Genomic DNA, 14,926 nt, shown 5'->3' with positions numbered 1-14,926 from the left:
GAATCTGTTTGGGTCAGCCAGTACCCTTCCGTCGCCGGCCCTGCCGTAACAAAGCAGTGGAGACCCCGGCGTCGCGCTTCCGCGACGACATCGGGGAATAAAGCAGTCCAGCACGCCGGCAAGCGATTCCACGCGCCGTCGCAGTATCGCTGAACGAGGTTCCACACGCCGCCAGACAATATCGCGTCAATTTGCTCCACTTCCGGAATTCTCACCCTCTTCTCCGCAGCACCGGCCCCCTCCGGCGAGGTGAGATTGTCAACGAATTAAGAGTTGGTGTCGAACGACCGCTTCTGGCCGAACTGAGCCACTGATCCGCGCACCAGCGCAAGCATGCTCATCGATCAGAGTATCGCCGCAACGTAGGAAAAAACCGGGCCGCCCAGTGCTCCCCCAAAAGCGCGTTGACCATCTTCTTACCATCCTGGATAAGGCATACTCCGTCCTGCATCACGATACCGCGCCGATATCGCGCTCGTATCCAGGCAAGGTACCCGCAGTGGGGTCTGTTCACATGCACGCAGCGTAACTATCTAATTCAAGTCACAGCTTGACCGTTGGCGTTCACCGATTCCGACGGACCTCAAACTTCCAATGAATCGCTTCCGCCTGATCCCAACGTTGGTGACCGCCCTGATTTTTGGAGCCTGGCAGCCCGCAGCGCAAGCCTCCAACGATGGCCAACTGTGTGATGGCCCCTTCGGTCTGGTCTTATGCGGCAGCCTGATGGCAGTGCAGGCACTGACCCCAAGAAGTGCCCGCGAGCTGATCCTTGACGCGGCCAGGCAGGGCGAGCTCGAACGACTGCAATGGCTGCTTCAGATGCACCCCGACGCTGCCAAGCCCTTCGACGTCCTGGCAAGCACGGTCTACTACTATCGGGACAGCAGTGGCGAACCTTCGATCCGGCCGCGGCAATTGGCCGTCATGGCCTACCTGGCCGACCGCACGCCGGACATCAACGAAGCGCACCCCAACACCTTGCTGCAAGAGTTGGCCGAGCGGCATTCTCTCTACAGGGACAAGCGGCTGGAGCTGGTGAAACTGCTGCTTGCGCACGGTGCATCCGCCAGGGCGGTGAACCTGACCAAATTCGTGAAGCAGAACATCTCCGCCGGGATCCCCCCACGCCCCGAAGACGTCGATGTGCTGCAACAACTGCTGGACAACGGCGCTGACCCCAATCTGCCCGACAAGGACGATACCGCCTACGGATTGCTGGTGCAGCGTGGCCAGTATCAGTTGGGAGAAACGATGCTGGCCCATGGCGCGTCGCCCGATGCATTGCCCGCGCCGGGACGGGCCGGTGTCTTGCTCCAGCTGGCGCGCAACTGCAAGCGGCAGGAGGATGCCCATCGAACCACGCAATTCCTTGAGCGCCAATGGAAGGAGTGTCAGCTAGCAAGCCAGGAGCAGGCGCGCTTTCTGGTGAGTCATGGTGCGGACATCCATGGCAGGGTAGCCCCTGGGCCGGGCTGTGCGACGCCCTATGACGAAGCGGTTCGCAACGGCAATCTGCCGCTGGCTGAGGCCCTGCAAGGCCTGGGCGGGCGGCCTTGCGACACACGCAAGCCCGGGTAAGGCGCTGGCGTGCCACAGAGCATGCAAGCCATGGCGTTCGCTTCCTGAATGGCCCACCTTGATGGCGCAGGTATCGCAAGGCGGCCCGCGCTTGACGCGGCATGCCCCGCCGCCGGATCATGCGGCAAGACGCGGCACGCGATAGTGCACCAGGGAAGTTGAAGTCTCAAGTGCGACCGGCCGCCCTTAGAACGTCTAACAAGATGACTTCCTGAGGTGCCGCCAGCAGAGGATGCAACAGGCAATTTTCAGGAAGGCTTCGTGAATGATGGCGAGGCGTTCGAAGCGAACGCGCAATCGCTTGAAGTTGTGCAGCGGACAACAAGCGGCAGATTGTCTAAAAAGACCCAGGCGGCTCAGACTTGCTCCATATCGAGCACGCGAAAGCGTCTGGACCGAGAACCCAGAAGGAACATAACGATGCGTCGCTCGTTCACTGCAGTCTCATTTTTACTAATTGGTCTCACTCTTCCTGTCATGGCGAAACCTGCCAAGGCACCGACAAAGTCTGTAGAGCGGGCGGCCGTGCCGGTTGTGGAGGTCCCGTATCCTGATCTAGCGCCGATCGCCAGAGCGATATTCCTACCGGATATCCAGGTGATGCTCCGAACGGTTGCCTGGGACCCGAAGAGCGTCCTGCCTTTGGACATGACTCATTGCGTGGCGGGTCTTTCCCCTGACGTCGCGAGTGGCATGATGGCCCCCAATCTGGCAAAGGTGCTGACGATTTCTGAAGCCGCGGCCACGTTGCAGTTCCTGGCCTCGCCGACTGGGAGAAAGTACATGGAGCGGCAGCGCCCGATCGAAAAAAAGAACGGAATATTCAACGTTTGGCCGACATTCTCGGCCGCCGAACTGGATGAGATCCGGGCGTTCGCGAACACGTCGGCTGGACGAAAGCTGACGGGAGATCTGCAGGCACTCCCCGGCGTATGGGACGGAATGATGTCGGTCCTGGAGCAGTCGCTTCTGCGCTGTGGCACCCAGGAGTTCTTCGCAAGCCCAGAGAGCGATGCGTTCCGAGCTCGCTTGCGTGTCATTCGCCAAGAGCGCGTTCCTCCCGCAAAGCAGGAGAGTGCCCAATTCGGCCGGGTCGACTCCATGGTGATTCCGAACGCGGCGAGCGTGGATTCTAGCGAGGTGGCCTGTACTGCGCCGCGTCCTACGTACCCGCGCCGTGCGTTGCCGCTGAGCGGAAAATCAGTTGTGCGGATGCTCATCGACGTGGATGGCGCTGTTATTAAGACGACCGTCACTGAGTCTTCCGGAGTGCCAGCCCTTGATGATGCTGCGGAAGTGGCGGTGAAAGGCATGCGTTGCAAGCCATATGTGGATGGGGGAAAGCCAATTAAGGTGACCGTCTCTCAGCCAATCACCTTCGAGGCCGATTGAACGGCTTGCGCGCCTGATCTAAGGCCGCCCTTGAGCGGACTTTGTTTTTGCAATCAGTCCACTTGGTCGTAAGGAGGTCGGTATACATTTGACCAACTTTTGCCTCATTTTCAACGCCTCTCACTGCTCGCGCAATCTGTAGTGTGTTGCATCGACCAGCTGAATCCGCAAAGTCCAACGGTCATTCGAAGGCAGACACGCCACTCGCCATGACTCTGGATGAACAGCGCCTCCGCGTGCAAGGTGAATCAGTTGTGACTTTCATCCATTCTGAGCGGCTTATCCACGCTTTTCGAGGCGGTGACCTCCGTGCACACCGAAAACGAGAAACGGCGGAAGAGTTCTCCACCCTATTGCAAATCGACCTCTTGGGATATCACTTTAGGGGCAGAATATCTATTCCGCTAGACAAACAAATTCGCGAAGGCCACAACCTTCCGTCAAGCACATCACGCTCGGATGGACGCGACAGATTTCATCGATTGAGCGACCGTAGTGGCGTCTTCCAATTTACAATCGCCATTCGAATCAGCTACATCGACTGGTAGTTGAGCGATCACGAACCCATCCGAATCCGGGCAATTTGATCGGCTCGCAACCGGTCGCTCCAGAAATGGCTCGTTGGTCGACCAGCGACACCGATGGTGGCATTGACAAACAACACGAAGAGGGAATTGGCGAGATGTGGGGCGCAGCGGAACCGAGAGATTTCGCCCAGATGCGTTTGCGGCTGGACTTTGGCCTGCGGCGCGCGATCATGGGCTTCAATGAATGGGCCGTGCCGGGCCTGGGCGGTGCGTCTTTCGTGCGCCAGCTCAGCTGGGCGTGCATGGGACTGCGTCTTGCGCAGGAGGTTGACACGCCGGCTACGCCCGCGCGCATCGCAGAGGCGCTGGAAGCGTTCGCGAGCTGGATCGTGGTGCGCCACGACCCGCAAGCAAAGTCGGAACGTCGCGTCCAGGGCAAGCGCAAATTCGCCGGCCGCACCAGCCTGTCGTTCAACGACGTTGTGAAGGGAGGCGCGTATGTCACCGTCCCGTTCCGCCGTTCCGCGACGCGGGCGCTGCCGGGGCTCAACCTGTGCGTCCGTGAGGAGGCGCGCTTTAGCGCGCTGGAGCTGACGCCTGCCGGCATCGAGCTCGCCGAGCTGGCCTTCGCAAGCGGGCGGGAACTGGACGGCGATGCGCGCCGCTGGCTGAAAGCTTGGATCGAGGAAGGCGACAAGGACACGAAGAAAGTGCAGCCAGCAATCAAGGCCGCCCTCAACCCATCGCTAGCCAGCGATGCGGAAAAGCGTCTCGTGTTGGCGCGCGTGCGCGGCGATGTACGTCGCGCAGATCTGGAGAGATTGCTGAGTAGCCACACCGACGCAACGCTCGCGACCAAAAGCGGCCGCGACAGTTTCCTTGCGAAGGTGCAGGACGCCGACCATGCCGCGCGACTCGCAACGTGTTTCGCGTTCGAGGACGTACGTGCAAGCGCCTTGCAGGCTGCGCAGGCGATGAGCAATGCGATCCGCAGTTCGGCGCAGGAGGTGCACTCGCTGGCGGAACGGCAGGATGTGGCCGAAGCCTTCGCCGCGCTGGGCCGTGACTGCGACGTGCTGCGAGCGGGCGCTGCCCAGGGGGCGCCGGTGGATGCAGCAGGCTTTTGTGCGGAGCAATCGGGCTCGCGCGGGTTGGAGGAGCGCGTCGCGTCGCTGGCTGGGCGTGCGCCGGTGGTGTTCTCCGTGATCGATGGGCGCGTCGATCAGGGGGTGGCCTACACTGGCAAGCCGCTGGTGGCCGACGACGCCTACGATCTTCAGGAAAGTGATATGCAGGAAGACACCTACGGCGTACCGCGCCCGCTGCTGCGTTTGCGACGGCTGCTCGTCGACGCGGGGGAGCAACCATGAGTGCCGTCAAGGACCGCAGCGACCTCGAAACGCTCTTCTTGCCGCCGCAGGGCGAGCATGGCACGCATCTGCTCCTCTGCGGACTAAGCAGCGATGCCGAAACCCTCGAGCGGGCGCTGACTGCGTTCACCAATGAAACTCCGGCGCAGCGCCGGGCCCGGGGCCTCGTACGCGGACTGCTGCTGATCGACGCATCGAACCGGCAGTCCCAGGCGCAGCCGGCTCCGGGCCTGCTGCAACTCGCGCCATGCCTAAAGGGGACATGGCGCAGCCGCACGACGCTGATGCACGCGAAAGTGGCACTCATGGGCTTCGGGCCATCGACGCTCGGGGCGCCGCGCCGCTGGCGTCTCGTCGTTTCCACCGGGAACTGGACCGCCGAGACCTGGGGACAGCAGGCGCAGATCGACCTGTTCTGGACGACGGAGTGGGACGTGCAAAGCAACGAGGCGGACGCGCCCCAGGCGCTGGCCGACGTCCATGCCGCCTTCCGATTTTTCGAGCGTTTGTTGCACAGCATCTACGGCAAGCACTACTCCAGCCTCGCCGACGATGCGCTCGTCACCGGATGGCTGGAAGTCTGGCGCGAGCGGTTGCAGGGGCACGGGGCCGCATCGCGTCTGACACCACAGTTCATTCATAGTCTGGACCGGTCGCTTTTCGATCAGGTCCAGACGCGCTTCCCGCAGAAAGGCGTCTCGACCTTGGTCGCCGGGTCGGGCTTCTTCGAACAAGCGAGCAAGTCGACTGCGGATTCGGCGCCCACGGTGCTGCAAAAGCTGGAAACGCTGGGCAATCCAGGCAAGCGTCTGATTGTATTCAATCCTGAGCGAGCCGGTGGCATCGCGGACTGGTTCGAGCAATTGCGCAAGACAAAGGTGGGCGAACGCGGGCTGAAGCAAGGCCGGGCCGGGCAATGGTGGCTATGCCTGCCGCGCGATCCGTTGGAGAAGAAGCCGAAGGTCGGCCGCAAGTTTCTGCACGCCAAATATATCGCCGGGCTCGATCGCGTTCGCGGCGAGGATGATGCCAGTGCGACGCTCGCCTTTCTGTATCTCGGTTCCGGCAACCTTTCGCACCGTGGCTTCCTCACACGGGCGAATCTCGAAGGCCGTGCTTCGAGTCCCGCGCGCATCGGCAATGTCGAAGCCGGCGTGATCCTGTCGCCCAAAGACCGCATCGCGCGCGTCTGGCAGCGGCTCGCGTGCGGCGCTTTGGCATCGGCGGCGGATCTGAAGAATACGGTCGAGGGCCAGGGCGAAGAGATGTTCGAGCCGCTCGATCCGCCGCCCGTGCTGCTTCTGCGTCAGATTGGCGAGTACCTGCATCTCGTTCGCAGCGAAGTGCCGCCGGCGACTCTGTGGCTGCAAGCGTCCGACGGCCGCTGGTTGCCGGTCAAACCGGACAAAGAGTCCGTGTGTTGGGGTGCTGTCTGTCCACCGTCGGTGCGTGTGACGAACGTGGACCCGGCATCGCAAGCCGCCGGAGCTGGCTGGGACGTGGCCGTGCTTTCCGCGAACGGACTGTTGTGCAGGCGCGCGATGCCGCAACTGGAAATGGCGAGCATCCTGCAGGCACTGCTCGTATTCCCCGCGCTCCCGCCGCACGATCACGAGGACGATGACCACGTCAGCCATGCCGTGGCACCCGACACGGCCGCGCGCGCCAGCTCGGCCCGCTACGCTTTGCGGACGCTTGCGATGATGGTCGAGACGATCGCGCAGCGCAGCGTGCTGACGACGCCCGAGGAATTTCCGTACTGGCTGGCGCAGCTGCGCGTATTGCTGCTGGAGCAGGCGGCCGCCGCGGAGCGGGAGGCGATCCGGGCACTCGGCGTCGACTTGTTCGACGCGTTGGACAAGCCGGGCTTCGTGCCGACGTGGCTCGCAGAGCAACCGGACCTGCTCGAGTTGCACGGGACTTTCCTTCAAGACCTGCGCGCGGCATGGTGCGTGCCTTCGAACGCGGAGGCCTTGTGCGCGTAAGCCAGGCAAATTGCAAAAAGAAGAGCACATTGGACTGGGCCAAGGTGCTGGAGCGGCTCGAACAGCTCGCCAGTTTCGAACATCTACCCGGCGGCAAAGCGTTGTGGCGGGCCAATCAACATGCTTCGTTGCGCTGGATGGCGCAGCGGCTCCGAGAGGAGCCGGGCGTGCTGGTCGCCGATGAAGTCGGGCTCGGCAAGACGCGTCTTGCCGTAGCGCTCGCGGTCTGCGTGGCGGCGAGCGGAGGCCGCGTTGCCGTGCTGATTCCGCCAGGACTGGCCTATCAATGGCAGAACGAGGAACTGCAAGGCTTCCTCGAGAATTTGGGCGAGCTGTCGCTGCCCTGGTTGCCGGACGTGCTCCCGCATCGCTTCCTGCGGACTTACGCGGATCTGTTCGCTGACGACAACGATGACAACGATGCCGACGACAGCCCGTATCCACTGGCCGACTCATTCCCGATTCTGTTCATCTCGCACGGATTCGGATTGCCGCCGGTGGGCAAGGTGGTGAACCAGGAGCTGTGGGCACTGCCTTACCTTGCCAGGAAAGCCGCGCGCTTTGACGCCTATGGCGCCGGGAAACTGGTGGTCAGCGCGATGCAGAAGCGCGCCGCGCGGTATATCGGCGAACGTGGCAGCGCCGGCTTGCGCCACCGACTAGGGGCGGCCACGCTCGGCAAGCCGGCGCCGGAAACCTTCAAGGACGAACAGCGCGCCGAGCTGTTTCAGAACACGATCGGCGAACTGCTGGGCGACTTCGATCTGCTCATCGTCGACGAGGCGCACAAGAGCCGCGCGGGCGCAGACCTCAGTCTCGCGGACAAGCAGGCGCAGGGCAAATTGCGCAGCCGGCTGACCAAGCTGATCGACCGCATCCTGATGCCGGACTCGCGGGCAAAAACGTCGAAGCGAGTCGCGCTCACAGCCACGCCCATGGAACTCGGTGTCGATCAATGGAAGGCGATCTTCAGCCGGCTCGGCCTGGACTCGGATCGGATCGAGAGCCTTGGCGAGGTCGTAGAACGCTACGCCGACGCGGTCGATGAGCTGCGCTCGGGGTCGCAGGAGGAGATCGTCGAACTCAAAGAGGCCGCTGGCGAATTTCAGCGGAAGTTGCGAGACATTGTCACGCGGCGCCTGTGGCGCGATCATCCGTTGGTCAAGCGTTATTCGGAATTGCCCGGCGTGCCGAACAGCGCGCATCCTCATCGCGAATACATCACACACTCGCTTGCACCGGCCTGTTTGCAACCGGACGAGCGCCGCAAGCTCGCGTTGTCCGAGGCGTTGGCCGCGGCGGCACGGGGTGCGAGCGTCGGACACGAACTGAAGACGGCGGGCATTCGCTTTTCGCAGGCCCTGCCTCAGCTCCCGGAGGCCGTTCGGGACGCGGGTGGCGACAAGAACAGGCTGCACGAAGGTAGTGAGGCGGTCGCGGTCGTGGCGCCCGTCGCGGACCCTGCTATGCAAGCGCGATTGCAGCGCTGCGAATACTGGCGCGCGGTCGCCGAGCGGGAGGATAGCGAGCAGCTCGGCGAGGTCGGTGCCGATCCGCGTTACGCATTGCAATGGCATCCGCGCGTGCGGGAGACCGTGCGGTTGATCGAGAAGCTTGCGGTCGGTCGCGAGGGCGAGAAAGTGCTGGTTTTCGGCGAATACTTGGCCTCCCTGCATGCGCTGAACCGCAGCCTGAACATTCGCCACTACCTGCGGCATGTTCGCGACGAGAAACCGATCCCGTTGCCGCTCGGCGTGCGGGTCGCCGATCCCGACATGCAGCGCTGGCGTCTCGATCCGGAGTTCGGTCTCTCCGCAATGAGCGCCCAGCAATTCGCGGAGAAGGCCGCGGGGTTCACGGTCCAGTACGAGCGGGAGCGCGAGCAGTTGCGTGACGTGTGCAGTCGCGTGCTGGAAGAGGCCGGACTCGTTCCCAAGCTCTCCGTGGAGCTGCTTGGTGTGCTGACCACGTGGCTGGTCCAGCAACTCTGTGTCGAGGACCAGTTGTGGGCCGTCGACGCGCCTGACGAGCGGGATTCCGTGCGCGCGGAAGCTCGCAACCGCCTCGCGAGCCTGCGCGATCCCGATCCGCCCGAAGACGGCGACGAGCAGAAAGCCAGTCGAGAAGTCCTGAGCTGGAACAGGATTGTCGACCAGATCAAGGACGAGTTGCAGCGCAACGAAGGCGGCGACTATGTCTTTCGCATGAGCCCGTTCGCGCAGCTGATGATCGGCGATACCAAACCGGCCACGCGTCGTGCGCGGCAAGGCACGTTCAATCATCCGAGCCTCAATCCGCGAGTGCTGCTGGGCCAGGCCGACGTGATGAGCGAAGGGCTGAACCTCCATCGCGCATGCCGAACGGTGGTCCTGTTCCATCTGGACTGGAACCCGGGGCGGATCGAACAACAGATCGGACGCGTGGACCGGCAGAACAGCGCATGGATGAACGCATGCGAAGACGCGCTGCAAAATCGCGTGACGCCGCCGAAGCTCGAGGTGTATACGCTCGCGGTCCAGGGCACCTACGACGACCTGCGTTCGTCAGTGGTCCAGGAGCGGATCCACTTGTTGCGCGCGCAGCTTTTTGGCGAAGTGCTTCCTCCAGAGCGGCTTGCGCAGTTGCCACCAGAGGCTCAAGAGCAGATCTCGGACATCCGCATCGACTTTCGGCCGAAGCTCTGACCCATAGTATGCAGGGCTGCGCGGCGCGCCTCGCGCCGGCCTGTTGCGATCGCGAGGCAGCCGGTAAGCTTAGGGATCCCGATTATCAGCGGGAGTCATACCCGAGTTCTTCGCGAAGATAGCGATTAATGCCGGCGAAGGTAGGCTTACGACAACGTACGGCACTGCTGCGCTACTCGCGAGCCGGACGAGGGTGGTCGCCGCGTCACGACCTTGAGGCACTGCTGCGAGAAGCCGCGGGAGAAATTGCGGCAAACTTTCCAAGTCAGACTGCCAGATCGAATGGTGAACTCATAGTAGTCTGCGGTTCCATCGAATGGATGCTTTTGAGAATGCCGACCGGTTGAATCCGCAACCCTTCTGAGTCATTTGGATGTGCACGGTCGAAGGGCCGAATTGGCACCGATAAGCGTCATCTAGCTAGAAGGGTCGATGACCACGCGCTGGTGAACTCATTTCCACCCTTCGAGCCGGAACGACTCCGAATAAAGTTCTGTGGCAAAACGGTCAACAGTCACACCTGTGGAGGCTCAGGTCGCGACTGTGCCCGCCGAATGGCACGCGCCTGGCCCTCTGCTTGGAGGGGAGTTGCATAGCAGCAGGTGAGTCGCCACTGAACTATGGGGGGCTTTTTGCTGTCGGTAGAATTAATGCTGCTTTCGGGGGGTGACAGACTGGCTCGGAAAGTGAAAGAATGCCATATTTTAGCTTCCTCTCAGCGGCTAGGATTATTCCGCCCTGATGGCTGTCGGATAATCGCCTGACAAGGGCTGGCATCTGAAGTGGGTGGGYGAGATTGGCGCGCGYGGCGTCGTGGTCGCTAGTGATATCATTTTTTTGTGAGCCGCTTTTTTGTCGTTGCTGAGAAAGCGAGTATTTTGAGGCTTTTTCGAAATTTGCTTGCTGATAGCGGGTTAATCGGAATAAGTATATTATGCTGAAAAAATTAAAACTGAAAAATTTCAAATCAATTTCGGTGGAAACCTCGGTGGACTTCACGCCGCTGACGGTGTTTGCTGGATCCAACAGTTCCGGAAAGAGTACTCTTATACAAAGTGTATTGCTGCTTGCACAAACATTAAAAAGTTCTGTGTATAGGCACTCTGTCGTATTGAACGGGTCCATTGTCAGATTGGGAACTTTTCAGGATATTCTATCAAGTAATGCCAAAGAGCAGGTTATTACAATCGGCTTTGAGATTTCGCCGCAGACTCTTTTGGGYGGAAATTATTCCGGTGTCCGTGGGGTCTACTATTCGGAAGAGCAAATTCGATCCGTCTCTCGGATTGGGTTCGATATGAGTTTCTCGGGAGGGGATTCTGAGAGCACGGGTCTCGCGCAGTTGCAGCCGGAACTGGAGCGCGTTCAACTGCAGAGCGTTGCGCGATCTGAGGGAGGGGAGGGGCTGAGATCTACAATGTCGCTCCGGCGGAGGAGATCTGACATGGAGGATTTCTTTAGGCGGGAGCGTATCGAAACCGCAAGCGTGACGCCAGTTGAAAAGAAGGCATTTTCATTTGAAGTCGATCACCCCACCACATATCGACCGAGATACAGCCGACCAATTGTCCAAAATCCGTACACATTAGGCGTGCATCTTCAGCATTTTCTACCTCGATGGATGTGTTTCACATACGATGTTATGGAGGAGGAGTGTAATGCAGTAGAAAATGTGCTGTCCGGGACGGCGTCGGCTTTTTATGATCGAAATGGAGAGGGGTGGGAGTCGTTGGTCGGAAATGACGAGGCGTGTGGAATCTTTTTGCGCGAAGTTAAGGGCCAAATAGATAGCCAAGTTAATAATAAGGTTGTTTCTCCGCCAATAAATCGGCTGATTCAAAAATATAAAGAGCAAATAGAGCAGGCAACACCGGATGGATGCCGTGCTCTACTCGCACAGTTGCCGCAAAATATGCGGCAAGGTCTCCAAGAACGATTTTCGAATAATTCTGTGAAACTCGCCATTCGATCTGCTATAAGGCGGGGTAGGAAAGATGAGCGAAAAATCGGTGGTGGTGGGTTGCCTGAACCGATTGATTTTGCCACCAATTATGTGAACACTTTTTTTTCGGAGCAGATCTCATACCTAGGTCCTCTTCGGGATGAGCCAAAGCCAATCTATCCTTACGGAGGTACGACCGACTCGGTAGATGTTGGTATAAAAGGAGAGTTTACTGCGGCCGTACTGGATTTGCACAAGGATACAGAAGTACTATACATCCCACCCAGCGCCGTAAAGAATTCACCAAGCTCGGCAGATGCGATAGTTAGGACGCTTTCCGAGGCAGTATTAGATTGGCTGCAGTACATGGGCATTGCGAGTGCGCTCCAAACACGAGATCAAGGCAAACTTGGACACGAGTTGCGCATTTCAACAGCTTCCAATGCAAAGACTCTGCATGATCTAACACACGTGGGCGTTGGTGTAAGTCAGGTATTGCCAATTCTGGTCCAGGCGCTTTTGGTTAATCCTGGCGCATGTTTGATCTTTGAGCAGCCAGAGTTGCATTTGCATCCCAAGGTGCAAACTAAATTGGCAGATTTTTTTACGTCGGTTGCGGTGCTTGGAAAACAATGCATCATTGAAACTCATAGTGAGTACCTAATCAATGAATTACGCTATCTCGCTGCAGTTTCGGATGATGATGGTATCGCAGAGATGTCTACCGTATATTTTGTTAACAAAGAAAACGATACTTCCGTATATGAGTCGCTGCGATTCAATGAATTTGGGGTAATTGCCAACTGGCCGCCCGGATTTTTTGATGAGAGCGAGGAAATCGCAGCTGAAACGATCAAGGCTGCAATGCTAAAGCGGGCAAAGAAAAAGAAATAATAATCGCTATTGGATAATTATATGGCTTTGAATATTTATATCGATATATCTTCGTTGGCGTGTCCAATGGCTATATTGGAAGGGACGGAAAAATCGGAGGAGTTGGAGGGATATATTCATGACTTGATTTTCGTAAAAGATAATCTGAATTCTTCCCTTGTGCAGTTCTGGGGGGATGTAAATCTACCGGATCTGCTTGTCGAAAGCGGGTTGTACCCGCTGTTCTCTGATATAAAATATTTGTTGATCGAAACCGGATTGGATTCTGTGTATCATCCACGCGATGTAAATCGGGTCTTTGAATTATTGGTCAAAAAGATGCCTTTTTCGCAGCCCCTTATTAATTCCGATGTGACATTCGAGAATATTTCTATGGCACCCCGCATGGGAATCTCTTTTGACGATGATGTGAAGGATGCGCAAGATCGGGCAGTAGGATCTCTAGCATTTGCTCATAGTATCGGAGAAGTGACGGCGGGGAAAACGATACTATTTGCGGATATAGCCGAGCAGGGGTCAAATTCTGCAAAGGTTGAGGGAAGCGTAAGCACTGCAACGTGGCATCGTCGGCACAATGGCCCGGATGTCGAATATCCGTTTGACTTGGAAAGTGAGTTTCCCTATGTTCGAAGAATATCGAAATGGCACGAATCGTTGGATTGCTGTAATGAGGTCGAGCATTGCTACAATTCTGGCGCATTGGCCGAATTGCTCAGTATTGGCGTGGCCCAGAGATGCGCTCAAGGAGCTAAAGGACGAAGCTGGCGATTGGGGGGTGAACTATACAATAATTTCAACGCCCTATTTTTAAGGAATGACAGAACTGCGTCAAAGGCCTTCTTTGAATCGTGTTTGGACACCATTGCTATGGCAAATTTGCCCCAAACACATCAGTTGAGAAAGGGGATGGGAGGGAATAGCGGCGCACGAACTCAAGGTAACGCTGTCGCGTGGCGACGCGATATCGGACATGATTATCATTTACACTATTGGGAAATCGATGGGTTGTGCGAGATAAGTAATATTGTTATGCATAACGATTTTTCCATCTCGCGATGCAGTGTTGAGTAACGGTTCCCCCGAGCCATTTGCATTTCACGGCTTTACCGCGCCGAAAAACTACAAAGCAATCGCCGAGCATGGATACCCTTGAGATAGGGGGCGTTTTCAGGGGAAGCTCGGCTTCTGCCTCCCATTTAGACCCGCACGATTCACAACCGGTGACGGCGCGTACTCTTGCAGCTTGCGTGCGCCGGTTCCCGAGAGGTTCCTCACGGTCACGCAGCCCCTTGACACCAACATGGGCGTCTGAACTTATCCGGTGGACGGCGATGATCACGGTAGCCGAATATGTCCATGCGATCGCTCTCCTTCGTGAACTGGCGTCAAGGGAGAATCAGTCGCTCGCCCAATGGGAACTTCGCTGCTTTGCCCGGCCTCGCTGGATCGATCCGGGTCTTGGCGATCTGGACCGCACTACATTAACTGCGTGACCGACCGGAGGGCAACCGGGGCGTTAGCCGTTGCTCAGCTCGACCCGGTTGCGTCCATTGCGCCTAGCTATGACCAAAAATGCCGCGGGCCAAACCAACTATTAATATGTCACGTTGCAGTATGGCCCGTGCCAGAGCGTCGCAAGAACTGAGATGGGTAGCAATTCCACCGGCCAACGAATCGCCGAGTATCGCGCCGAGCCGTCGTCCGTCTTCGATCCGAACGGGCAGGCGCGGCTCACGTCGAACATCCTCTGTCCGTCGCTTCGCCAGTCAGATCAGGCTGCTTGCCAACTCTGAGCAAGCAATGCTCAGTCAGAATTCGGTGCAGATTCAGCAAGTGTCGGAGGCCGTGCCGCGAGTGGGTGCCCAGGTATCAAGGTACCGGTGCGAGTAGAGGTTCTGCTAAACCAGCGGGCTTCCACCCCCGGCATCAACGCCGGGCTTCCGCTGATCAGCGCACGAGGGTCCGTTGTCTGTTGCGGAGCCGACGTTCAAACGTCCGCGCGACGGCGGAGGCCAGCGGCTGTAGATGGCCGGGAAGCGACCGCGGCCCGCCGCTACCCAGTTGTCTTTTCTCGACCCGTTGCGGTCCTTTGAGGAACTCCGTTAAATGACCGGTCAGCAGCGTGTTGCCGCCAGTGATAACCAAAACCTCATCACCATTTCGGATGATTGCGGGCAGCTAGGCGCCAGCGCCCCGTCGTTTCCGGCGACTAGTGTCGAGGGTATCGCAGACCGTACCGGCTCATCGTGAGGTTTAGATATCCTGAATGCCGGCTGCACCGAGTCGGCGACGTGGGCTCAACGCCCGGCCGACCCTGCTTAAGACGGGTTTGGAAGAAGCTCGTCGGACTCACCCTCAACCGCCTTTGCTTCGTCGACCAATTCATCAAGTACTGTGAAGACCTGGACAGTGCCAAGTTCTTCTACGCTGCCCGCTGCATGGGTGGCCAATCGTGGAGGGGACCGTCTTGGCGCCTATATTTGTCGAGGATTTTCGTGAGGCCTGGTACCGAACTGCAAGTCGCGAAAAATGTTGGCAGGCCTGAGCGCAG

7 protein-coding genes and 1 pseudogene are annotated in these 14,926 nt (G+C 58.7%); 7 read left to right on the top strand and 1 reads right to left on the bottom strand.

Annotated elements, in window-relative coordinates:
• Positions 1-594 precede the first annotated feature (594 nt).
• Complete coding sequence (locus tag AB4061_RS31385; RefSeq protein ID WP_441640113.1) at positions 595-1,581, top strand: ankyrin repeat domain-containing protein; 987 nt, start codon at positions 595-597, stop codon at positions 1,579-1,581.
• Between the two features lie 195 nt (positions 1,582-1,776).
• Here AB4061_RS31385 and AB4061_RS31380 read toward each other — a convergent pair.
• Positions 1,777-1,896 (bottom strand): annotated as a pseudogene (locus tag AB4061_RS31380) (IS5/IS1182 family transposase); the annotation flags it as partial.
• Positions 1,897-2,001: 105 nt separating this feature from the next.
• Between AB4061_RS31380 and AB4061_RS31375 the strand changes: the two are divergent.
• From AB4061_RS31375 to AB4061_RS31350, 6 genes are all read left to right on the top strand, one after another.
• Entirely contained in the window at positions 2,002-2,973 is a 972-nt protein-coding gene (locus AB4061_RS31375) for an energy transducer TonB (RefSeq protein ID WP_441640146.1), read from the top strand.
• 583 nt (positions 2,974-3,556) lie between these two features.
• Positions 3,557-4,870 (top strand): hypothetical protein, encoded by a 1,314-nt coding sequence (locus AB4061_RS31370; protein ID WP_441640112.1) that lies wholly within the window; start codon positions 3,557-3,559, stop codon positions 4,868-4,870.
• On the top strand, positions 4,867-6,855 hold the full coding sequence (locus AB4061_RS31365) for a hypothetical protein (protein WP_441640111.1): 1,989 nt from the start codon (positions 4,867-4,869) through the stop codon (positions 6,853-6,855). The genes AB4061_RS31370 and AB4061_RS31365 overlap by 4 nt, the downstream gene beginning before the upstream one ends.
• Before the next feature lie 29 nt (positions 6,856-6,884).
• Positions 6,885-9,539 carry a DEAD/DEAH box helicase gene (locus AB4061_RS31360; RefSeq protein ID WP_441640110.1) on the top strand — a complete coding sequence of 885 codons (2,655 nt, stop codon included), beginning with the start codon at positions 6,885-6,887 and terminating at the stop codon, positions 9,537-9,539.
• Positions 9,540-10,473: 934 nt separating this feature from the next.
• Positions 10,474-12,375, top strand: a complete 1,902-nt coding sequence (locus AB4061_RS31355) for a DUF3696 domain-containing protein (protein ID WP_441640109.1) — start codon at positions 10,474-10,476, stop codon at positions 12,373-12,375.
• A 21-nt stretch (positions 12,376-12,396) separates the two neighbouring features.
• Positions 12,397-13,446, top strand: coding sequence for a hypothetical protein (locus AB4061_RS31350; protein ID WP_441640108.1), 1,050 nt, complete (start codon positions 12,397-12,399; stop codon positions 13,444-13,446).
• Positions 13,447-14,926: the final 1,480 nt, after the last annotated feature.

The sequence above is a fragment of the Cupriavidus sp. YAF13 genome (assembly GCF_052113425.1).
Lineage (GTDB): Bacteria > Pseudomonadota > Gammaproteobacteria > Burkholderiales > Burkholderiaceae > Cupriavidus.
This window is presented reverse-complemented; position numbering and strand designations above follow the sequence as displayed.

Coding starts and splice junctions, on each gene's coding strand:
- AB4061_RS31385 (WP_441640113.1), top strand. CDS start 595: ATGAATCGCTTCCGCCTGATCCCAACGTTGGTGACCGCCCTGATTTTT.
- AB4061_RS31375 (WP_441640146.1), top strand. CDS start 2,002: ATGCGTCGCTCGTTCACTGCAGTCTCATTTTTACTAATTGGTCTCACT.
- AB4061_RS31365 (WP_441640111.1), top strand. CDS start 4,867: ATGAGTGCCGTCAAGGACCGCAGCGACCTCGAAACGCTCTTCTTGCCG.
- AB4061_RS31350 (WP_441640108.1), top strand. CDS start 12,397: ATGGCTTTGAATATTTATATCGATATATCTTCGTTGGCGTGTCCAATG.